This is a genomic window from Streptomyces sp. NPDC055287 (genome assembly GCF_053646035.1).
Map to the genome: position 1 here is coordinate 502,781 of NZ_JBSHNE010000001.1, position 21,279 is coordinate 524,059.

The window sequence follows — 21,279 nt, forward strand, 5'->3', positions numbered from 1 at the left end:
AGGACCGCGTCGTGGAAGGGCCGGTAGGTGAGCGGCCAGGTGAGCCCCTGAGGACGCCGTCGCGCTCCTGCTTCTCGCCGCGCGGCACCGAGTCCGGCCGTACGGACGGGAAGTGCCAGAGCCGGCTTGCCTGCCGGCCGGATCGGCGTGTCGAGGGGCACCCGGAACGAGGAGCACCGGCGGCGGACGGCGTCCGCCGAGACCAAGGGCGGGTACGGCCGTGACCAGTCCGGCCACCGTCGTTCCGACGGCGAACAGGGCTCCTGCGCGTTTCTTCACCTGGCCTCCCGTGCTGGGGGGAACATGGCCGTGAGTGACACGGCCCCCGCCGCGTCGTGCCGGAAGGTCGCCCGGAAAAAGGCGTTCTGACCCCGTTTTTGTGACTGGCGTGGCGTCAGAGCAGAGTGAGCTGCGTGGGGCCGGGAGGCTCCGGATCCGCAGCCGGCGGAACGCGCCGGCGCACGCCCGGTCCCGACGGGCCTATGCCGAACTCCGTCGCCAGCTCGTGCACCTGACGGGTGATGCGCCGCTGGTACCACTTGGGTGCGTACGCCCCTTCGGCGTACAGCCGCTCGTACCGCCGCACCAGATGCGGATGGTTCTGCCCGAGCCACGCCATGAACCACTCGCGCGCGCCCGGCCGCAGATGCAGGACGAGCGGGGTGACCGAGGTCGCTCCCGAGACGGCGATCGCCCGGACGGTGGCGCGCAGCTGGTCGGGGGAGTCCCCGAGGAAGGGGATGACGGGCGCCATCAGGACGCCGCAGCCGATGCCGTGGTCCGTGAGCGTGCGTACGACGCCGAGTCGGCGCTCCGGGGACGGCGTGCCCGGTTCGACCGTGCGCCACAGCTCCTGGTCGGTGAAGCCGACGGAGACCGAGATGCCGACGTCGGTGACCTCGGCGGCCTGCACCAGCAGATCGAGGTCGCGCAGGATGAGTGTGCCCTTCGTCAGGATCGAGAAGGGGTTCGCGCGGTCGCGCAGGGCGGTGATGATGCCGGGCATGAGGCGGTAGCGGCCCTCGGCCCGCTGGTAGCAGTCGACGTTCGTGCCCATCGCGATGTGCGCGCCCTGCCAGCGGCTGGAGGCGAGCTGTCCGCGCAGCAGCTCGGGCGCGTTGATCTTGACGATGATCTGGGAGTCGAAGTCCAGGCCGGTGTCGAGGTCCAGGTAGGTGTGGGTCTTGCGGGCGAAGCAGTAGACGCACGCGTGCGTGCAGCCCCGGTACGGATTGACCGTCCATTCGAACGGCATGCGAGAGGCGCCCGGCACCCGGTTCACGATCGAGCGGGCGCGCACCTCGTGGAAGGTGATTCCCCGGAACTCGGGGGTGTCGAAGGTGCGAGTGGTCACCGCGTCCGTTCCGAAGAGCGCGGCCTCCCCGGTAGTGGCGGGGTTTTCGGCCAGATTGTTCCAGCGCATGTGCGCCTCCTCGGTAGCCCTCACCACAGAATAGAACACATGTTCCCTTCTTTGCCGCAACCTCGATTTTGGGCCGCCGCGCCGGAGGTGGTTGGGTAAGCCGCACCCTTGAAAACCCAAGTGCTGGAGGAACAGGCATGGCGCAGGTCGAGGCCACCACGGAGCGGATCATCGCGGCGGATGCGGAGACGGTGTTCGACACGCTGGCCGACTACAGCGGGTCGCGCGAGAAGCTCCTGCCCGAGCACTTCTCCGAGTACGAGGTGCGCGAGGGCGGTGACGGTGAGGGCACCCTCGTCCGCTGGAAGCTCCAGGCCACCAGCAAGCGCGTCCGCGACTGCCTGCTCGAAGTGACCGAGCCGACCGACGGGCAGCTCGTCGAGAAGGACCGCAACTCGTCCATGGTCACCACCTGGACCGTCACCCCGGCAGGCGAGGGCAAGTCCAAGGCCGTCGTCAGCACGGTGTGGAACGGCGCCGGCGGCATCGGCGGCTTCTTCGAGAAGACCTTCGCGCCCAAGGGGCTCGGCCGGATCTACGACGCGCTGCTCGCCAACCTCGCCGCCCAGGTGGAGAAGTAGCCCCTGAGCAGCCCGTCACCGGTTCGAGTGGTCTTCCCGGCGCGCCGGTAGTGCGCCGCAGGGGTTCCCACCGGGGGTGAAGCCGCCCGCGTGCGCCTCCCGCCTCGATCGCCCCACTTGCTCCCTGTTGTCGCGCAATGCGAGAAAAGGGCGGCGCAGTGCGACGAGGGGAGCAGTACGTGGGCGGGATCACTTCGGTGAAGACGGGCGCGGTGGGCGGCGCCGTCGAGCCGCCGGCGCCCGGAGCGCAACTCCCCGCCGCCGCAAGGCCCGGAGCCCCGCCCCTCAGCCCGGGCCGGGTCCGGCTGGTGTTCTTCGGGCTGATGCTCGCGCTGCTCCTCGCGGCGCTGGAGCAGATGATCGTCGCGACCGCCCTCCCGAAGATCGTCGGTGAACTCCGGGGCCTGGACCGGATGTCGTGGGTGATCACCGCCTACCTGCTCACCGCCACAATCGGCCTCCCCGTCTACGGGAAACTCGGCGACCTCTTCGGCCGTAAGGGCATCTTCCAGTTCGCGATCGCCGTCTTCGTCGTCGGCTCGGCACTGGCCGGCTGGTCCCGGACCATGGACCAGCTCATTGCCTTCCGCGCCGTCCAGGGCATCGGCGCCGGCGGTCTCGTGATCGGCGTCCAGGCGATCATCGCCGACATCGTGCCGCCCAGGGCCCGCGGCCGCTTCATGGGCCTCATGGGCGCTGCCTTCGGGCTCGCGGCGGTGGCGGGACCGCTGCTCGGCGGCCTTCTCACCGACCACGCCTCCTGGCGCTGGTGCTTCTACGTCAACGTCCCCTTCGGGCTGGTCACGATGGCCGTCATCGCCGTCGTACCGAAACTCCCCAAGCCCGATGTGCTGCCGCGCCTCGACATTCTCGGCGCGTTGCTGCTCGCCGCCGTCTCCACCTGCCTTGTGCTGCTGACCAGTTGGGGCGGTACGGAGTACGCCTGGGACTCGCGGGTCATTCTCGGGCTCGCCGCCGGGGCTGCCGGAACGACTCTGCTCTTCGTCGTCGTCGAGCACTGCACGCCCGAACCGCTCATGCCGATGAGGCTGTTCCGCGACTCGGTCCTCACCATCAGCGGCCTCGTCGGCGCGGTTGCCGGCATCGCGCTCTTCGGGGTCGCCGGCTATCTGCCGACGTTCCTCCAGATGGTCGGCGGCGCCGACGCGACCGAGGCCGGACTGCTCATGCTGCCGATGACGGGCGGGGTGGTCGTCGCCTCCCTCGTCTCGGGGCAGCTCATCAGTCGCACCGGCCGCTACCGCGTCTACCCGGTCGTCGGCAGCGCGTGCTCGGTACTGGGCATGTGGCTGCTGTCCCGGCTGGAGGCCGACACCTCACGGATGCACTACAGCATCTGGATGGCCGTACTCGGCATCGGCGTCGGGCTCGTGCTGCCGGTGCTCATCCTCGCCGTCCAGAATGCCGTGCCCCCGGCCGACCTCGGCGCCGCCACCAGCGCCAACAACTACTGCTGGCAGATCGGCGGGAGCGTCGGCGCCGCCGTCCTCGGCACCCTGTTCGCCAACCGGCTCGCCGACGCGCCGGCCGGGCGGCTGCCCGGGGACGCCGGCCCGCCCGATCCGGCTTCCATCACCCCGCAGCTCGTGCACGCCATGCCGCCCGCGGTGCGCGACGCCTACATCGAGGCGTACGCCGAAGCCATGCCGCGGATCTTCCTCCACCTCGTGCCGGTGCTCGTACTCGGCCTCCTCATCGCCTGCTTCCTCAAGGAGAAACCGCTGGTGTCCCACAACGCCCCCACAGCCGATCCCTCCGCGATCCCCGCGGCCCGCACCGCCCCTCCCTACTTGTCGGGCGTCCCCGTCTGCGGCACCGTCCAGCACCACGACGGCAGCGTCGTGCCGCGCGCCGCCCTCACCCTCATCGACGTATCGGGACGGCAGGTCGGACGCGGTGCGAGCGGCGACGACGGGCGGTACGCGTTGAGCGTGGCCGGGTCCGGCTCGTACGTGATGATCGCGGCGGCCGGCGGACACCAGCCACAGGCCGTCACCGTCACCGTCGGCGAACGCCCCGTCGAGCTGGACGTGGTGCTCGGCGGCGCGGGCCGCCTCGCCGGGACCGTACTCACCGCGGACGGCACACCGGTGCGGGACGCCGCCGTGACGCTCACCGACGTACGGGGCGAGGTCGTCGCGTCGACCCGCAGCGGACGAGAGGGCGGCTACGTCATCACGGAGCTGGTGGCGGGGGAGTACACCCTGGCCGGGAGCGCCCCGGCGTTCCGGCCCGCCGCTCTGCCGGTCAGCGTGCAGGCCTCACGGGAGACCAGGCAAAACATCGAGCTGGCGGGCGGCGCGGTGCTGCGCGGCACCGTACGGGCGACGGGCGGCCGGCCCGTGGAGGACGCCCGGGTGACGCTGCTCGACGCCGGGGGCAATGTGGCGGACACGCTCACCACGGGGCCCGACGGCACCTTCCGCTTCGTCGATCTGTCGTCCGGCGAGTACACGGTGATCGCCGCGGGCTACCCCCCGGTCGCCACCGTGCTCCAGGTCGCGGGCGGCGGACGTACCGAACGCGATCTGCAACTCGGCCACGAGGACTGAGACTTGGAGGCCGGGACACCCCGGGTGCACAGCGGGCGACAGACCGGCCGTGGGGCCGTTCGGAGTGCCGCCGCGCCTTCCCGGGCCCGGTACGGGCCCCTGGGGCGGGTGGGGTCCTACGCTGAGCCCGGCCCCGGTGCGGGGCACCGGTGGACCCCGAGGGAGCAACGATGCCGGACCAGGGCCGGGAGCCGGCCGACGCGCAGCGCGAGCACTGGCAGCGGACGTACGCCGAACATCCCCGGGTGTACGGCGAGGCTCCCTCGGCCGCGGCTGTCCACGCCGCGGCGGTCTTCTGCGTGGCGGGCGCGAAGGACGTGCTGGAGCTGGGGGCGGGGCACGGGCGCGACGCCCTGTACTTCGCCGACTGCGGCTTCACGGTCCGCGCCACCGACTTCAGCCCCGAGGGGCTGGAGCAACTCGAGTTCCGGGCCAAGGAATTGGGACTCGCTCCCACCGTGAGCGTCATGGTCCACGACGTGCGGCGCCCCCTGCCGCTGCCGGACGGCTCCGTGGACGCGGTCTTCGCCCACATGCTGATGTGCATGGCCCTTTCGACGCCGGAGATCCATGAGCTGACGGGAGAGGTACGGCGGGTCCTGCGGCCCGGTGGCACGTTCGTCTACACCGTGCGGCACACCGGGGACGCCCACTACGGGGCGGGCACCGTCCACGGCGACGACGTCTTCGAGCAGGGCGGGTTCGCGGTGCACTTCTTCGACCGCGCACTGGTCGACGCGCTGGCCGAGGGGTGGGACCTGCGCGAGGTCCACGCCTTCGAGGAGGGCGACCTGCCGCGCCGCCTGTGGCGGATCACCCAGACGCTGCAGTGAGGTGCCGGCTCCGGTGCGGGCGGCGCGGCGGCGGGGAAGGTGACAGGACTCCCCGGACCGGACCTTCGGACGCGCCGGGCAAGCCTGGCCGGGGTCGACGCCGACGCGTAACGTGATGCCGCATGAAGATCCTCATCAGCGCCGACATGGAGGGCGCCACCGGTGTCACCTGGCCGGCCGATGTGCTGCCGGGGACCGCGCAGTGGGAGCGCTGCCGGTCGCTGTTCACCTCGGACGTGAACGCGGCCGTTCTCGGCTTCTTCGACGGGGGAGCCGACGAGGTGCTCATCAACGAGGCCCACTGGTCGATGCGCAACCTCTTCCTCGAGCATCTCGACGAGCGCGCCGAGATGCTCACGGGGCGGCACAAGTCGCTCAGCATGGTCGAGGGTGTGCAGCACGGGGACGTGGACGGCATCGCGTTCGTCGGCTATCACACCGGCGCCGGCACCGAGGGCGTCCTCGCGCACACCTACCTCGCCAATTCGGTCACGGGCGTGTGGGTGAACGGCGAGCGGGCGAGCGAGGGCCTGCTGAACTCCCACGTCGTCGCGGAGTACGGCGTACCGGTGGTACTTGTCACAGGGGACGACCTCACCTGTGAGGACGCCAAGGGGTACGCTCCCGGGGCCCGCAAGGTCGCGGTCAAGGACTACGTGTCGCGGTACGCCGCGGTGTGCCGCACGCCTGCCCGCACCGCCGCGGACATCAGGGCCGCCGCGAAGGAGGCCACTGCCCTGGCCGTACGCCACGAGCCGGTGGCCGGCGGCCCGTTCACGGTGGAGCTGGAATTCGACGCGGAGCACCTTTCGGGGGTCGCCACCGTGGTACCGGGGGTGGAGGCGACCGGCGAACGGCGTGTCGCGTACACCAGCGGAACGATGTATGAGGGCATTCGTACTTTCAAGGCCGTCACGACGATCGTCTCGGCCGCGGTGGAGGAGCAGTATGGCTGACAAGCAGCCGGCCGACGGCAGAACGGCCGAGGCCACCATCGACGCGCTCGCGCTCGACGAGGTCGTGGCCTTCACGTCCGATCTCATCCGCATCGACACCACCAACCGGGGCGGCGGGGACTGCCGCGAGCGCCCCGCCGCGGAGTACGTCGCCGAGCGGCTGGCCGGCGCCGGCCTGGAGCCCGTCCTGCTCGAACGCTCCCCCGGACGGACCAACGTCGTGGCCAGGATCGCCGGCACCGAGCCGTCCGCGGACGCGCTCCTCGTGCACGGCCACCTCGACGTCGTACCCGCCGAGCCCGCCGACTGGGCCGTGCACCCCTTTTCCGGGGAGGTCCGCGACGGCGTGGTCTGGGGCCGTGGCGCGATCGACATGAAGAACATGGACGCGATGGTCCTCGCCGTCGTACGGGCCTGGGCGCGCTCCGGCACCAGACCCCGCCGGGACATCGTGCTCGCCTTCACCGCCGACGAGGAGGCCAGCGCGGTCGACGGCTCGGGCTTCCTCGCCGCCGAGCACCCGGAGCTCTTCGAAGGCTGTACGGAGGGCATCAGCGAGTCCGGCGCCTACACCTTCCACGCGGGCCCCGGCATGGAGATCTACCCGATCGCCGCCGGTGAGCGCGGCACCGGCTGGCTCAAGCTCACCGGAGTCGGCACGGCCGGCCACGGCTCCAAGGTCAACCGGGACAACGCGGTGAGCAGGCTGGCGGCCGCCATCGCCCGCATCGGAGCGTACGAATGGCCGGTGCGGCTCACCCCGACCGTCCGGGCCAGCCTCACCGAACTCGCCGCCCTGCACCACCTCGACGTACCGGACTTCGACGCGCCCGACTTCGACGTGGACGCGCTGCTCAACAAGCTGGGGCCCGCCGCCGCGCTGGTCGAGGCGACGGTACGGGGGAGCGCCAACCCGACCATGCTGGACGCCGGTTACAAGGTCAATGTCATTCCCGGGCGGGCGACCGCGTACGTCGACGGGCGGTTCCTGCCCGGTGGCGAGGAGGAGTTCCGCCGGACCCTGGACCTGCTCACCGGCGATCAGGTGGACTGGGAGTTCCACCACCGGGAGACCGCCCTCGAGGCGCCGACCGACTCCGCGACGTACGCGAAACTGCGCGCGGCGGTCGAGCACTTCGCGCCCGGCGGGCACGTCGTGCCGTACTGCATGTCGGGCGGCACGGACGCCAAGCAGTTCTCACGGCTCGGCATCACGGGCTACGGCTTCTCGCCGCTGAAGCTGCCCGTCGACTTCGACTATCAGGCGCTCTTCCACGGGGTGGACGAACGCGTACCTGTCGAGGCTCTCCACTTCGGAGTGCGCGTGCTCGATCATTACCTGAAGACCGCCTAGCAGGGACTAGCAGGGGGAGTTGGACGGCATGGTGCCCACAGGGACGTACGGAAGCTGGCCGTCGCCGATCGGCGCCGGGCTCGCCGCCTCGCACGACGGGCACCCCGAGTACGTCGGCGTGATCGGCGACGAGGTGTGGTGGACGGCGCCGCGTCCCGCCGAGGCAGGCCGGCGCGCGCTGGTACGCCGTCGCGCGGACGGCGGTGAGGAATCGGTCCTGCCCGCTCCCTGGAACGTACGCAGCAGAGTGATCGAGTACGGCGGCAGGCCCTGGGCCGGGGCACAGCGGGCAGCGGGCGGGCCGCTCGTCGTCTTCATCCACTTCCCCGACCAGCGGCTCTACGCGTACGAACCCGACGTCCCCGGCGCCGTACCCCGCCCCCTCACCCCCGTGTCGGAGTCCGGCGGTGGGCTGCGCTGGGCCGACCCGCAGCTGCGCATGGACCGGGGCGCGGCGGGCGAGGTGTGGTGCGTGTTGGAGGAGTTCACGGGCGAGGCGCCCACCGACGTACGGCGCGTCATCGCGGCCGTACCGCTCGACGGATCGGCCGCCGGTGACCGCGCGGCCGTACGGGAACTCTCCGACGGCGCGCACCGCTTCGTCACAGGGCCCCGGGTCTCCCCGGACGGACGCCTGGCCGCCTGGATCGCGTGGGACCATCCCCGGATGCCCTGGGACGGCACGGAGGTGATCCTCGCGGACATCGGCGGGGACGGCGCCTTCCACGAGGCACGGTCCCTGGTCGGCGGGCCCGACGAGTCGGTCGCCCAGGTCGACTGGACCGCCGACGGGCAGCTGCTCTTCTCGAGCGACCGCAGCGGGTGGTGGAACCTGTACCGCGCGGACCCGCGCGGGGAGACCGTCGCGCTGTGCTCCCGTGACGAGGAGTTCGGCGGGCCGCTCTGGAGGATCGGCCTGCGCTGGTTCCACCCGCTGGACAACGGCCTGGTCGCCGTCGTCCACGGCAGCGGCACGACCGCGCTGGGCATCCTCGACCCTGAGAGCTGCGAAGTCGTCGACTCCGCGGGCCCCTGGACCGAATGGACCCCCACGCTCGCCGTGCACGGCAGCCGGGTCGTCGGTGTCGCCGCCAGCCCGCGCAGCGCGTACGAAGTCATGGAGCTCGACACCTCCACCGGGCACACCCGGGTGATCGGGTCCGCGCACGACGACCCGGTCGACCCGTCCTTCTATCCGGAGCCGCAGATCCGCGTCTTCACCGGACCCGACGGGCGCGAGACGCACGCCCACATCTACCCGCCGCACAACCCCGGCCGCGTCGCGCCCGCCGACGAGCTGCCGCCGTACGTCGTGTGGGCGCACGGCGGCCCCACCGGGCGCGCCCCGCTCGTACTCGACCTGGAGATCGCCTATTTCACGTCGCGCGGCATCGGGGTCGCGGAGGTCAACTACGGCGGATCGGCCGGGTACGGGCGCGAGTACCGCAACCGGCTGCGCGAACAGTGGGGCGTCGTGGACGTGGAGGACTGCGCGGCCGTCGCCGTCGCCCTGGCCGAGGAGGGCACCGCCGATCCGCGAAGGCTCGCGATCCGCGGCGGCAGCGCGGGTGGCTGGACCGCCGCCGCCTCGTTGACCGCCACCGACGTGTACGCCTGCGGCACCGTCCTCTACCCGATCCTCGACCTGGCGGGCTGGGGGACGGGCGAGACCCACGATTTCGAGTCGCAGTACCTGGAGAGCCTCGTCGGGCCGCTCGCCGCCTACCCGGAGCGCTACCGTGAGCGCTCGCCCGCCCACCAGGCCGACAGGATCACCGCTCCCTTCCTGCTGCTCCAGGGGCTCGACGACGTGATCTGCCTGCCGGCGCAGTGCGAGCGGTTCCTGGAGCGCATGGCGGGGCGCGGCATTCCGCACGCGTACATCGCCTTCGAGGGGGAGGGGCACGGCTTCCGCAGGGCCGAGACGCTGACTCGCGCGCTGGAGGCCGAACTCTCCCTGTACGCCCAGGTCTTCGGCATCGACCGGAGCGACGTACCGCGTCTGGAGCTCACCACATGACTCTCGCGCCACTGACCCGGCCCGCGCGACTGGGGCGGGGAGCCCGGGTCGCCGTCGTCGCCCCCAGCGGGCCCGTCCCCGCGGAACGGCTCGAGACGGGGCTGGGTATCCTGCGGAGCTGGGGCCTCGAACCGGTGGTGGGGGCCCATGTGCTGCAAACCCACCTGGAGTTCGGTTACCTCGCCGGCCCGGACGAGGCGCGGGCCCGGGACCTGGAGGACGCCTGGTGCGACCCGTCGGTGGACGCGGTGATCTGCGCGCGGGGCGGCTACGGCGTCCAGCGCATGGTGGATCTGCTCGACTGGGACGCGATGCGGGCGGCCGGGCCCAAGGTCTTCGTCGGGTACAGCGACATCACGGCGCTGCACGAGGCGTTCGCCGTACGGCTGGGCCTGTCCACCCTGCACGGCCCGATGGCCGCCACCATGTCCTTCCTCAAGGACGCCCGCACCCAGGAGTCGTTGCGGGCCACGCTCTTCGACCCCGAGTCGGTCATGACGCTGGGGCTGGAGACAGCGGGCGTACTGGTCCCCGGCCGGGCGCGCGGCATCACCCTCGGCGGCTGCGTCAGCCTGCTCGCCGCCGGTCTCGGCACCCCGGACGCGCGCGCCGGCGCCCGCGGCGGTCTGCTGCTCATCGAGGACATCGGTGAGGAGGCGTACCGCCTCGACCGCATCCTCACGCAGCTGTCGCGGTCCGGCTGGCTGGACGGCGTGGCGGGCGTCGCCCTCGGCTCGTGGGAGGACTGCGGCCCGTACGAACACGAGGTACGGAGCCTGCTCTACGACCGGCTGGGGCCTCTGGGGGTGCCGGTCGTCGAGGAGCTGGGCTTCGGGCACTGCGCGACCGCCCTGACCATGCCGCTCGGCGTGCCCGCCGTACTCGACACGGACACCCGCACCCTCACGCTGGACGTGCCCGCGCTGCGCTGAGGTGTCCGCCGGCAGGGCCGTCCGGTGTCAGGCCCCCGGCGAGTCACCCGTCGCCCCGTCGATGAGTTCGCGGACGATGTCCATGTGACCCGCGTGCCGTGCGGTGTCCTCCAGCATGTGGATGAGCACCCAGCGCAGCGACACGGTGTTGCCCGACCACGACGTGCCCAGCGTGTCGAGGTCCAGCTCGGCGATGGCCCGGTCGGCGGCGGCCCGGGCGCGGCCGTAGAACGCCACGATGTCGGCCGTGGACTCGTTGTCGGCGGCGGCCATGTCCTCTTCGGGATCGAACCACAGCGGTTCGCTCTCACGGCCGAACGGGGTGCAGAACCATCCGTACTCCACCGTCGCCAGATGCTTCACCAGGCCGAGCAGATTCGTCCCCGACGGGGTCATGGGCCGGCGCAGCTGCTCGTCGTCGAGGCCGTCGAGCTTCCAGAGCACGGCATCACGGTGGCGGTCGAGGCTGACGTGGAGACTCTCCTTCTCGCCGCCGGTGAACGGCACCTGCTTCATCGTCATGCCCGAAACGTAACAGCCGGGTCTGACAACGTACTTCCGCCGAGCCTTCCGGACCGGTTGGCGCCAACCTGCTGACTTTCCATCAATCACCCGTGTCAGGGGAGTCGACAGTGGTATGACACGTGTCACAGCATGACCGGCGCCGATACCTACTGGTCGGTAAGGTCCCCTCACTGTGGAGGTCCTCATGTCCCGTCGCCGTCGCCACTTGGCCTCCGGCTCCCGCAGGCCCCTCGTTCTCGCCGTAGGGGCCGCCCTTGCCGCGCCGCTCGCCCTCGCCGCCCCCGGACAGGCGGGCGCGGCGGGCGAATTCACCGTCACGCCGCTGAAGTTCACGGTGCGGGCGGGCGACAGGAACTGCACGGTCGACGCCGACCTCTACCGCCCCGCCGGGGTCGGCAAGGCCCACCCCGCCCCCGCCGTCCTCACCACCAACGGCTTCGGCGGCAGCAAGGCGGACGGCTCCACCGACGCCATCGCCAAGGCCTTCGCCACGCGCGGCTACGTCGCCCTCGCCTACTCCGGCCTCGGCTTCGGCAAGTCCGGGTGCCCCATCTCGCTCAATGACCCGCAGATCGACGGCAGGGCGGCATCGGGACTCGTCGACTTCCTGGGCGGCACCCGCGCCGCCGCCGACGGCACCCGCGCCGACTACGTCGTCAAGGACGGCGCGGGCGATCCGCGCGTCGGGATGATCGGCGGCTCGTACGGCGGCACGATCCAGCTGGCCACGGCCGCGAACGACCGCCGCCTGGACGCCCTCGTACCCCTGATCACCTGGAACGACCTCGCCTACTCCCTCGCCCCGAACAACGCGGACTACCCGAACAGGGCGGGCAACGCGGGCAACACGAACAACGCGGACGGCCCGGCCACCCCCGGGGCGTACAAGTACCAGTGGACGTCCGGCTTCTTCCTCATGGGCGAGGCGCAGGGCCTGCTCAACCCCGGCCTGGACCTGTCCCGCATCGGGGGCGGCGGCTGTCTGCACTTCGTCGCCAGGGCCTGCGGGACCACCCGGCTCCTCGCCACCGGCCGCTACCCCGCCGGCCCCACCGCCGAGATGATGGCGTACGCGCGCAGCGTCTCCCCGGCCTCGTACCTCCACAAGGTCAAGGCGCCCACTCTGATCGTCCAGGGCCAGGCCGACACGCTCTTCAACCTCAACGAGGCCGAGGCGACGTACCGGACGCTCAAGGCACAGGGCACCGAGACCCGCATGATCTGGCAGTCCTGGGGCCACAGCGGCGGGATCACCGCCCCTGCGGCCGGGGAACTCGACCTCGGGCAGGGGAACCTGGAGACGAGTTACGTCGGCAGGCGCATCCTCACCTGGTTCGACCGCTATCTGCACGGCAAGAAGGGCACGGACACCGGTCCTGCCTTCGCGTACTACCGCGACTGGCAGAGCGGTTACGGTACGGCCGCCGCGCCGCCCGCGCTGTCGCAGAAGGTCTATCTCTCCGGTGACGGCAAGCTCGTCGACAACCGGTCCAAGGTCGTGCGCGGCGCCCGCGAGTACCGCAATCACCCGCTTCCCACCAGCCACTCCGAGACCTCGCTGGCCGGCCTGACCGGTCTGCCCGAGCGCGACCCCAGCGACACCCCCGGGACCTACCTGGGCTGGTCCACCGAGCCGCTCGAGGCACCCGTGGACGTGGTCGGCGCGCCGAGGGCGACGCTCAGGGTCGTCTCCCCGAAGACAGGGCGCGTACAGCACTCCGGCGACGCGGCGGACAAGCTCGTCCTCTTCGCCAAGCTGTACGACGTCGCCCCCGACGGCGAGAAGACGCTGGTCCAGCGCCTGGTCGCGCCGGTCCGGGTGCCCGACGTGAGCCGCCCCTTCACGGTCTCGCTCCCCGGCATCGTGCACCGGTACGAGGCGGGGCACCGTCTGGAGTTCGTCGTCGCGGCCAGCGACGACGCTTACTACGGCAACCGCGGCATCAAGCCGGTGACCGTCACCAGCGCGCCCGAGGACACCGGCGTCCTGGAGCTCCCGGTGGTCAGGGGGTCGCTCGGCTGAGGCGGCCGTGGGGGACGCGTCGCAGGCCGGCTGTTTCACGGCCGGCGGACGTAGCCTGGCCGCATGCCTGAGAGCGTCGTCCACCTTGCCGAGGGCCCGCGCGTGGCCCTGCGCCACTTCAGCCACGCCGACGCCGACGAGTTCACGGCGCGGGCGCGCGAGAGCAGGAGCCTGCACCGCCCATGGCTCTTCCCGCCGGAACAGCCGGTGGCGTACGCCTCCTACGCGGGTCTGCTCCTCGACGACCCGGCGCGGGTCGGCTACCTGGTGTGCGAGCGCTCCGACGGCCGCATCGCGGGCTTCATCAACATCAACAACATCGTCGGCGGCGGCTTCCTGTGCGGCGCGCTGGGCTACGGCGCGTTCGCCCACGCGGCGGGCCGGGGCCTGATGAGCGAGGGCCTGGGCCTGGTCGTGGACCAGGCCTTCGGCCCGCTGGGCCTGCACCGGCTGGAAGCCAACATCCAGCCCGGGAACAAGGCGTCCATCGCACTCGTCCGCAGGGCCGGCTTCCGACTGGAGGGCTACTCGCCGGACTTCATCCACGTCGACGGCGCCTGGCGCGACCACGAACGATGGGCGATCACCTCGGAGATGCGACACCGCTGACCCGGCCCCCCGGGCGCCGGCCCCCGCGCTCTCTACCGCTCCCGCACGGTCAGATCCAGCCAGGACCCCCTGGTCAGGGTGGCGTCCGGCGTGATCCGATGGGCGTCGGGCGCCGGTGGACGGCGGCCCGTGTGAGGGAGTGAGGCTGCCTTGGCCACGACCGTGCGACGTGCCGTACTGACCCTGCCCGCCGCCCCTTTGGGGCCGGAGAACCCGCTTCCGGGACTCCGCCCCCTCGACGAGCAGCACGTCCTCGACGAGCGTTCGCGCGCGGGTCTCCCGCGCGACATGGCGCGGCAGGCCGGATACGAGCCGCTGCGCACCCTCCTGCCGGTGCGCGTGCGGGACGGATACGGACGCGAGCGGACGGAGACCGGCTTCGACGCGATCGTCATCGAGAACGACCGGCTGCGGGCTACCGTGCTGCCGGGACTCGGCGGGCGGGTGCATTCGCTGTTCCACAAGCCGTCCGGACGCGAACTCCTCTACCGCAACCCGGTCTTCCAGCCCGCCGATTTCGCGCTCAACGGCGCCTGGTTCTCCGGCGGGCTGGAGTGGAACATCGGCGCCACCGGACACACGACGCTGTCCTGCGCCCCGCTGCACGCCGCCATCGTCCCCGGCCCCGACGGCGACGACATGGTCCGGCTCTGGGAGTGGGAACGGCTGCGTGACCTGCCTTTCCAGGTGGACCTGTGGCTGCCGGCCGACTCCGACTTCCTGTACGTCGGCGTACGGATACGCAATCCGCACGAGCGGACCGTGCCCACCTACTGGTGGTCCAACATCGCGGTCCCGGAGGACGAGGGGACCCGGGTCCTCGCCCCGGCGGACCGAGCATGGCACTTCGGGTACGAACGCAGCCTGCGGCGTGTGCCCGTGCCGGAGTCCGGCGGCGTCGACCGCACGTACCCGCTGCGCGGCGACTACCCGGCCGACTACTTCTACGACGTGCCCGAAGAGGCCCGCAAGTGGGTCGCCTCGCTCGACGCCGACGGTCAGGGGCTCGTCCAGACCTCCACCGACCACCTGCGCGGGCGCAAGCTGTTCCTGTGGGGCGCGGGGCGTGGCGGCCGGCGCTGGCAGCAGTGGCTCACCGAACCGGGGACCCCGGGTTACGCCGAGATCCAGGCCGGCCTCGCCCGCACGCAACTGGAGCACGTACCGCTGGAGGCCGGAGCCGAGTTCAGCTGGCTGGAAGCGTACGGTCCGCTGACCGCCGACCCGGGAGCGGTGCACGGTGACGACTGGGCCGAGGCCCGCGCGGAGGCCGAGGCCCGGCTGGAGGGCGCGCTGCCGCGGGCACGGGTGGACGCGGCGTACGAGGCGTGGCGGCCGTACGCCGACCACGAGCCGGGGGATTCGCTCGCGACCGGCTCCGGGTGGGGCGCGTTGGAAGTCCTGCGCGCCGGGTTCAAGCTCCCCGGCACGCCGTTCGGTGAGGCGGCGCTGGGGGAAGAGCAGCAGCCCTGGCTGGAGTTGCTGCGCAGCGGGACGTTCCCGACGGCGGGCGAGGCGGTCCCGCCCGGCCCGTCCCTGGTCGCGCCGCACTGGCGGGACATGCTGGAGACGGCGCCCGCCGAGCCCCTCACCGAGTACCACCTGGGCGTCGCCCAGTGGCACGCGGGCGATGTGGCGCAGGCGGTGCGCAGCTGGGAGCGAGGTCTTCAAGTCACCAGTTCCCGCTGGCCGTTGCTGCGCTGCCTCGCTGTCGCGGACCGGGACGCGGGCAACACGGGGCGCGCCGCCGACCATTACGCCGAGGCGTTCGAGGACCTCTGCCGTGAGCGGGGCGACGGCGAGGCGTGGGCGGCGGCGACCGCCGCGCTGGGGCGCGAGGCGATCGCCGCGCTGCTCGCGGCGGGGCGGCCGGAGGCGGCGCGCGCGGTGTGGGAGGGGCTGCCTGCCGTTCTGCGGGCGACCGGCCGATTCCGGCTGGTCGAGGCGCAGCTCCTTGCCGCCGAGGGCGACAAGACGGGCGCCCGGGCCCTCTTCGACGACGGGTTCGAGGTGCCGGACCTGCGGGAGGGTGCGGAGACCCTGGGCGAGGTGTGGGCGGCGGTCAGCGACGAGCCGTTGCCCGCCGCGTACGACTACCGGATGCGGCCTGCGGGGGAGTAGGGCTCAGCTCACCGCACGGCGGTCGACGTACTCGAACACGGAGCCGTCCGGGTGCGCGGCGATCAGATTGCGGCCGACCGGGGTCGGGACGGGGCCCGCGATGATGCGGGCACCGGCCCCGGTCAGGGCCGCGCCGGCCTCGTCGACGTCTTTGACGGCGATGGTCGCCGAGACCTTGCGCAACACTTCGAGTTCCGACTCGGGGCCGCTCATCAGGAGGAAGCAGCCGACTGCGGCGACGGAGACCCCGCCGCGTTCGAAGCGCAGTGCGCGGCTTCCCGTGAGGCGTTCGTAGAAGGCCACGGTGGCCTCCAGGTCGTCGACGCAGATGCGCAGCGTGGTTCCCAGGATCTCCATAAGGATCAGGGTAGTTGGTGCTCTGTCGGCCCGGCGGGGGTACGGCAGGGTGCCTGCCGGGGAAGGAAAGCCGTCCTTACGCGCGGCACAGCACCTCCCCGTGCGGCACCATGAACCACGCGTCCTCCCGGTCGCCCCAGTCCCGCCACGCCCCCGCGATCGCCGCCAGGTCGTCCCGCGTCGCGTGGCCGCCCTTCACCGCCAGTTCGGCGTAGACCGAGCCCGTCGTACGGTCCGCCCACAGGCCGCTCCACCACGCACGCTCGACCGGCGTCGCGAAGCACCACGCGGCCGCCGAAGCCCGTACGTCGGTGAAGCCGGCCGCGCGCGCCCAGTGCAGGAGCCTGCGGCCCGCGTCCGGTTCGCCGCCGTTCGCGCGGGCGACACGGCCGTACAGCCGCTGCCACTCGTCCATGAGCGGCACCTCCGGGAACCACGTCATGGCCGCGTAGTCGCTGTCGCGCGCCGCGACGACACCACCGGGGCGGCACACCCGCCGCATCTCGCGCAGCGCGCGCACCGGATCGCCGACGTGCTGGAGTACCTGGTGAGCGTGGACGACGTCGAAGGAGCCGTCGGGGAAGTCGAGCGCGTGCACATCGGCCACCGCGAACTCCACGTTCGCCAGCCCGCGTTCCGCCGTCACCTCGCGCGCCCGCCCGAGGACGTCCCGCGCCGCGTCGACCGCAGTCACCCGGCCAGGAGCGACCAGTGCGGCCAGGTCCGCCGTGATGGTGCCGGGTCCGCAGCCCACGTCCAGGACGTCCAGCCCCGGCCGCAGTTCGTCCAGGAGGTACGCCGCGGAGTTGGCGGCGGTACGCCAACTGTGCGAGCGCAGCACCGACTCGTGGTGTCCATGGGTGTAGACGGCGGTCTCCTCGGGCATGGCCGTACTCCTTCTCCTGAAGCGCCTGAGCGTCGAAGCGGTACGCCGAACGTTACGCCGACCAGCCGGAATGTGAGACGTGGATCTCAATATGAGAGACACGAGTACGAGAGCGCCGCGCGGGTACTCGCACGCCCATGGATACGAACCTGTCGGAACACGTCGCACAGGTCGTCCGCGACACCATCAAGGACGAGCTGCGCGAACAGACCAGGAAGCAGAGCCGCACCGCGCGCCTCTACACCGCCGCCGGAGCGGCCGCGCTGTACGGGGGCGCGGCGGTCACCGCGTTCCTCGTACTCGTACTGGACATCGCCCTGCCCGCGTGGGCGGCCGGGCTGGTCGCCGGGATCCTGCTGATCGGGCTGGCCGTCGTGCTCAAGCAGCAGGCCGGCCGCCCCGGCAGCGGCACTCACGACGCCGAGCTCGGCGCCCCCGCCGTGCCGCCCGTCACCCCGCCGAGCGGCACGCCCTTCGGCGCCCCGCCCGTGCCGCAGGCGCCCCCGGCCACCCCGGCGCCCGGCGACTCGAAGGGCCCGCACCACCACGCCTGACGGCCCATCAGGACCGCCGCCGCGTGCGCCTGGGCGTGCGGCGCGCGGTGGCCCGGGACCTCCAGGCGGTGCGCCTGCGCGAGGGCCGCCGCCCGCGGGGAACTCCGTGATCCCGCCGCGGCGCGTCGATCCCGAGTTTCCGTGCGCCGGGCAACCAGCGCGTAGGCCGGGAAACTCGCGCCGCCCCCGTGTTTGGCCCCCGGGGACAGGGGCACCGGGAAGGTCCACCGCAACCGCCCCGCCTACGAGGTGAACGCAGTGACCCGTATTCGTCCCCGCATCGTCATCGTCGGAGCGGGCTTCGCCGGCCACCAGGCCGCGAGGACCCTCTCCCGGCGGCTCAGGGACAACGCCGAGATCGTCCTTCTCAATCCCACCGACTACTTCCTCTACCTCCCCCTCCTGCCACAGGTCGCCGCCGGCATCCTCGAGCCGCGCCGCGTGACGGTCTCGCTGCCGGGGACGCTTCCGCGCGTACGGCTGGTCCTCGGCGAGGCGGACCACATCGACCTGGAGGCGCGGCGTGTGCACTACACCGGGCCCGAGGACGACAAGGGCGAGCTGGAGTACGACCGGCTCGTGCTGGCCGTCGGCAGCGTCAACAAGCTCCTGCCGGTTCCCGGCGTCGCCGAACACGCCCACGGCTTCCGCGGTCTGCCCGAGGCCCTCTACCTGCGCGACCACGTGACCCGCCAGATCGAACTGGCAGCCGCCACCGGCGACCCGGACGAGTGCGCCGTCCGCCGCACCTTCGTCGTCGTCGGCGCCGGCTACACCGGGACCGAGGTCGCCGCCCAGGGCCAGATGTTCACCGACGCCCTCGTCCGCAAGCAGCGCGCCTGGAAGCACGCCGGGCACAAGCCGCGCTGGCTGCTCCTCGACATCGCGCCGCGCGTCCTGCCCGAACTGGACCGTCGTCTTTCGCGGACCGCCGACAAGGTGCTGCGCGGGCGCGGAGTCGACGTACGGACGGGGACGTCCGTCAAGGAGGCCACCCGCGAAGGGGTCCTGCTGGACGACGGGGAGTTCGTCGGCACGAAGACCCTGGTGTGGTGTGTCGGCGTACGACCCGACCCGCTGGTCTCCGAGGTCGGCCTGCCCGTCGAACGCGGGCGGCTGCTCGTCGACCCGTCCCTCAATGTGCCCGGTCACCCGGAGGTGTTCGCCTGCGGCGACGCGGCGGCCGTGCCCGACCTCACCAGGCCGGGCGAGTTCACGCCGATGACCGCCCAGCACGCCGCCCGGCAGGGAAAGGTGGCGGGCCGCAATGTCGCCGCCTCCCTCGGGTACGGGGAGCGGCAGCAGTACAAGCACAACGATCTGGGGTTCGTCGTGGACCTCGGCGGGGTCAAGGCCGCAGCCAACCCTCTCGGCGTCCCGCTGTCCGGCCCCGTCGCGGGCGCGGTCACACGCGGCTACCACCTCGCCGCCATGCCGGGGAACCGGGTGCGGGTCGCCGCCGACTGGATGCTCGACGCCGTACTGCCGCGCCAGGCCGTGCAGCTGGGCCTGGTCCGGTCCTGGTCGGTGCCGCTCGACACGTCGTCGCCGGAACTGGCCAGGATCCCCGGCCCGCGCGGCCGGGCGGAGCAGAGTGAACCCGACGGGTGACCGCAGGGAGCGACCACAGGGAGTGACATGGACAGCGAACAGCTCATCCAGCTCGGGCAGCAGCTGAGGGTGGACGCGGTACGGGCCGCCGACGCCGCGCAGTCGGGCCATCCGACGTCGTCGATGTCGGCGGCGGACCTCGCGGCCGTACTCCTCGGCGGGCACCTGCGCTACGACTTCGACCGGCCCGACCATCCCGGCAACGACCGTTTCATCCTGTCGAAGGGGCACGCCTCACCGCTGCTGTACGCCATGTACCGGGCGGCCGGCGCCGTCGACGACGAGGAATTCCTGACCTACCGGCAGCGCGGCAGCCGCCTCGAAGGCCACCCGACACCCAGGCTCCCCTGGGTGGACGTGGCGACGGGCTCGCTCGGGCAGGGGCTGCCGGTCGGCGTCGGCGTGGCGCTGGCGGGCAAGCGGCTCGACCGGGCCCCGTACCGGGTGTGGGTGCTGAGCGGCGACAGCGAGATGGCGGAGGGATCGGTGTGGGAGGCCGTCGAGCACGCGGCCCACGAGCACCTCGACAACCTCACCCTCGTGATCGACGTCAACCGGCTCGGTCAGCGCGGCCCCACCCGCCACGAGTGGGACCTGGCGGCGTACAGCCGCAGGCTGCACGGCTTCGGCTGGCACACCATCGAGGTCGACGGCCACGACGTCGAGGCCGTCGACGCCGCCTTCAACGAGGCTCGTTCGACCACGGGCCGCCCCACCGCCGTCGTCGCGCGCACCCACAAGGGGCGCGGTGTCGCCGCCGTGGAGGACAAGGAAGGCATGCACGGCAAGCCGCTGAAGGACGCCGACAGCGCGATCGCGGAGCTCGGCGGGCCCCGGTTCGTCCGGGTGGAGGTGCAGAAGCCGCCCAGCACGCGGAGTTCCGGCCTCCTCGGCGCGCCCGGCGGCAAGCTGCAGCTGCCGGGTTACGAGAAGGGAGACGAGGTCGCCACGCGCAACGCCTACGGCGAGGCGCTCGCCGCGCTCGGATCCGCGCGCGGCGACATCGTGGCCCTGGACGGCGAGGTGAGCGACTCGACGCGGTCGCAGTTCTTCGCGAAGGAGCACCCGGACCGGTTTTTCGAGTGCTACATCGCCGAGCAGCAACTGGTCGCGGCGGCGGTCGGGATGCAGACGCGCGGTTATGTCCCGTACGCCTCGTCCTTCGCGGCGTTCCTGACCCGTGCGCACGACTTCGTGCGGATGGCGGCGGTCAGCAGGGCCGGGATCAACCTGGTGGGCTCGCACGCCGGGGTCGCCATCGGCGAGGACGGGCCCTCCCAGATGGGGCTCGAAGACCTCGCGATGTTCCGCGCCGTGCACGGCAGCACCGTCCTCTACCCGTGCGACGCCAACCAGACCGCCAAGCTCGTCGCCGCGATGGCGGAGGGGGAGGCGCAGAGCCGGGGCGTGCGCTATCTGCGCACCAGCAGGGGCGCCATGCCCGTCATCTACGGGCCCGAGGAGGAGTTCCCGGTCGGCGGCAGCAAGCTGCTGCGCTCCGGCGACGCCGACAAGCTGACCCTGCTCGCCGCGGGAGTGACGGTCCACGAGGCCCTGCGCGCGGCGGACCTGCTGGAGCGCGACGGCCTGCCGGTCCGGGTCGTCGACCTGTACTCGGTCAAGCCCGTCGACGAGCGCGCCGTGCAGGAGGCGGCGGAACGCACCGGCTGCCTGGTGACGGTGGAGGACCACCATCCGCAGGGCGGCCTGGGCGACGCGGTCGCCGAGGTGTTCTCCGACGGCCGGCCGGCGCCGCGGCTGGTCCGGCTGGCCGTGGGGAACATGCCCGGCTCGGCCACCGAGCAGGAACAGCTCAGCGCCGCGGGCATCGACGCCGACTCGATCGCGGCCGCCGTGAAGCTCCTGGCGGAGAAGGTGCTCGTGCTGTGACAGCGCGGCGGGGCGTGGGTGGCGGGGTGCC

General features: G+C 72.3%; 17 protein-coding genes. 13 read left to right on the plus strand and 4 right to left on the minus strand.

The annotated features are described in order from the left end of the window. Positions 1-394: 394 nt before the first annotated feature. Positions 395-1,423 carry an Rv2578c family radical SAM protein gene (locus ACWIHY_RS02190; RefSeq protein ID WP_454373631.1) on the minus strand — a complete coding sequence of 343 codons (1,029 nt, stop codon included), beginning with the start codon at positions 1,421-1,423 and terminating at the stop codon, positions 395-397. A gap of 137 nt (positions 1,424-1,560) precedes the next feature. Between ACWIHY_RS02190 and ACWIHY_RS02195 the strand changes: the two genes are divergently transcribed. From ACWIHY_RS02195 to ACWIHY_RS02225, 7 genes are all read left to right on the plus strand, one after another. Then, positions 1,561-2,004, plus strand: a complete 444-nt coding sequence (locus ACWIHY_RS02195; protein WP_454373632.1) for an SRPBCC family protein — start codon at positions 1,561-1,563, stop codon at positions 2,002-2,004. A gap of 179 nt (positions 2,005-2,183) precedes the next feature. Next, positions 2,184-4,577, plus strand: a complete 2,394-nt coding sequence (locus ACWIHY_RS02200) for a DHA2 family efflux MFS transporter permease subunit (protein ID WP_454373633.1) — start codon at positions 2,184-2,186, stop codon at positions 4,575-4,577. A gap of 170 nt (positions 4,578-4,747) precedes the next feature. Further along, positions 4,748-5,410, plus strand: coding sequence for a class I SAM-dependent methyltransferase (locus tag ACWIHY_RS02205; protein ID WP_454373634.1), 663 nt, complete (start codon positions 4,748-4,750; stop codon positions 5,408-5,410). Positions 5,411-5,532: 122 nt separating this feature from the next. Further along, the gene (locus tag ACWIHY_RS02210) at positions 5,533-6,366 is read left to right on the plus strand and encodes a M55 family metallopeptidase (RefSeq protein WP_454373635.1); all 834 of its coding nucleotides are present in this window, start codon (positions 5,533-5,535) and stop codon (positions 6,364-6,366) included. Further along, positions 6,359-7,720, plus strand: a complete 1,362-nt coding sequence (locus ACWIHY_RS02215) for a M20/M25/M40 family metallo-hydrolase (protein ID WP_454373636.1) — start codon at positions 6,359-6,361, stop codon at positions 7,718-7,720. The genes ACWIHY_RS02210 and ACWIHY_RS02215 overlap by 8 nt, the downstream gene beginning before the upstream one ends. 28 nt (positions 7,721-7,748) lie before the next feature. Beyond that, positions 7,749-9,740 (plus strand): prolyl oligopeptidase family serine peptidase, encoded by a 1,992-nt coding sequence (locus ACWIHY_RS02220; RefSeq protein ID WP_454373637.1) that lies wholly within the window; start codon positions 7,749-7,751, stop codon positions 9,738-9,740. After that, positions 9,737-10,672, plus strand: coding sequence for a S66 peptidase family protein (locus tag ACWIHY_RS02225; RefSeq protein ID WP_454373638.1), 936 nt, complete (start codon positions 9,737-9,739; stop codon positions 10,670-10,672). The genes ACWIHY_RS02220 and ACWIHY_RS02225 overlap by 4 nt, the downstream gene beginning before the upstream one ends. Positions 10,673-10,699: 27 nt before the next feature. On the opposite strand, the gene ACWIHY_RS02230 is transcribed toward ACWIHY_RS02225, so the two are convergent. After that, positions 10,700-11,188, minus strand: coding sequence for a DinB family protein (locus ACWIHY_RS02230; RefSeq protein ID WP_454373866.1), 489 nt, complete (start codon positions 11,186-11,188; stop codon positions 10,700-10,702). 193 nt (positions 11,189-11,381) lie between these two features. Between ACWIHY_RS02230 and ACWIHY_RS02235 the strand changes: the two genes are divergently transcribed. From ACWIHY_RS02235 to ACWIHY_RS02245, 3 genes are all read left to right on the plus strand, one after another. Beyond that, entirely contained in the window at positions 11,382-13,220 is a 1,839-nt protein-coding gene (locus ACWIHY_RS02235) for a CocE/NonD family hydrolase (protein ID WP_454373639.1), read from the plus strand. A gap of 63 nt (positions 13,221-13,283) precedes the next feature. Then, entirely contained in the window at positions 13,284-13,829 is a 546-nt protein-coding gene (locus ACWIHY_RS02240; protein ID WP_454373640.1) for a GNAT family N-acetyltransferase, read from the plus strand. Between the two features lie 150 nt (positions 13,830-13,979). Continuing rightward, the gene (locus ACWIHY_RS02245) at positions 13,980-15,950 is read left to right on the plus strand and encodes a DUF5107 domain-containing protein (RefSeq protein WP_454373641.1); all 1,971 of its coding nucleotides are present in this window, start codon (positions 13,980-13,982) and stop codon (positions 15,948-15,950) included. A gap of 3 nt (positions 15,951-15,953) precedes the next feature. On the opposite strand, the gene ACWIHY_RS02250 is transcribed toward ACWIHY_RS02245, so the two are convergent. Both ACWIHY_RS02250 and ACWIHY_RS02255 read right to left on the minus strand, forming a co-directional pair. Next, a complete protein-coding gene (locus tag ACWIHY_RS02250; RefSeq protein ID WP_454373642.1) occupies positions 15,954-16,307 on the minus strand; it encodes a VOC family protein in 354 nt (117 codons plus the stop codon). 76 nt (positions 16,308-16,383) lie between these two features. Beyond that, entirely contained in the window at positions 16,384-17,193 is an 810-nt protein-coding gene (locus ACWIHY_RS02255; RefSeq protein ID WP_454373643.1) for a class I SAM-dependent methyltransferase, read from the minus strand. A 137-nt stretch (positions 17,194-17,330) separates the two neighbouring features. On the opposite strand from ACWIHY_RS02255, the gene ACWIHY_RS02260 reads away from it, so the two are divergent. The 3 genes from ACWIHY_RS02260 to ACWIHY_RS02270 all read left to right on the plus strand — a co-directional run bounded on the left by ACWIHY_RS02260 (position 17,331) and on the right by ACWIHY_RS02270 (position 21,248). Continuing rightward, positions 17,331-17,747: a phage holin family protein gene (locus tag ACWIHY_RS02260; protein ID WP_454373644.1), complete on the plus strand. Its 417-nt coding sequence runs from the start codon at positions 17,331-17,333 to the stop codon at positions 17,745-17,747. Positions 17,748-18,005: 258 nt separating this feature from the next. Continuing rightward, positions 18,006-19,358, plus strand: a complete 1,353-nt coding sequence (locus tag ACWIHY_RS02265) for an NAD(P)/FAD-dependent oxidoreductase (protein ID WP_454373645.1) — start codon at positions 18,006-18,008, stop codon at positions 19,356-19,358. 27 nt (positions 19,359-19,385) lie between these two features. Continuing rightward, positions 19,386-21,248, plus strand: a complete 1,863-nt coding sequence (locus ACWIHY_RS02270) for a transketolase (protein ID WP_454373646.1) — start codon at positions 19,386-19,388, stop codon at positions 21,246-21,248. Positions 21,249-21,279: the final 31 nt, after the last annotated feature.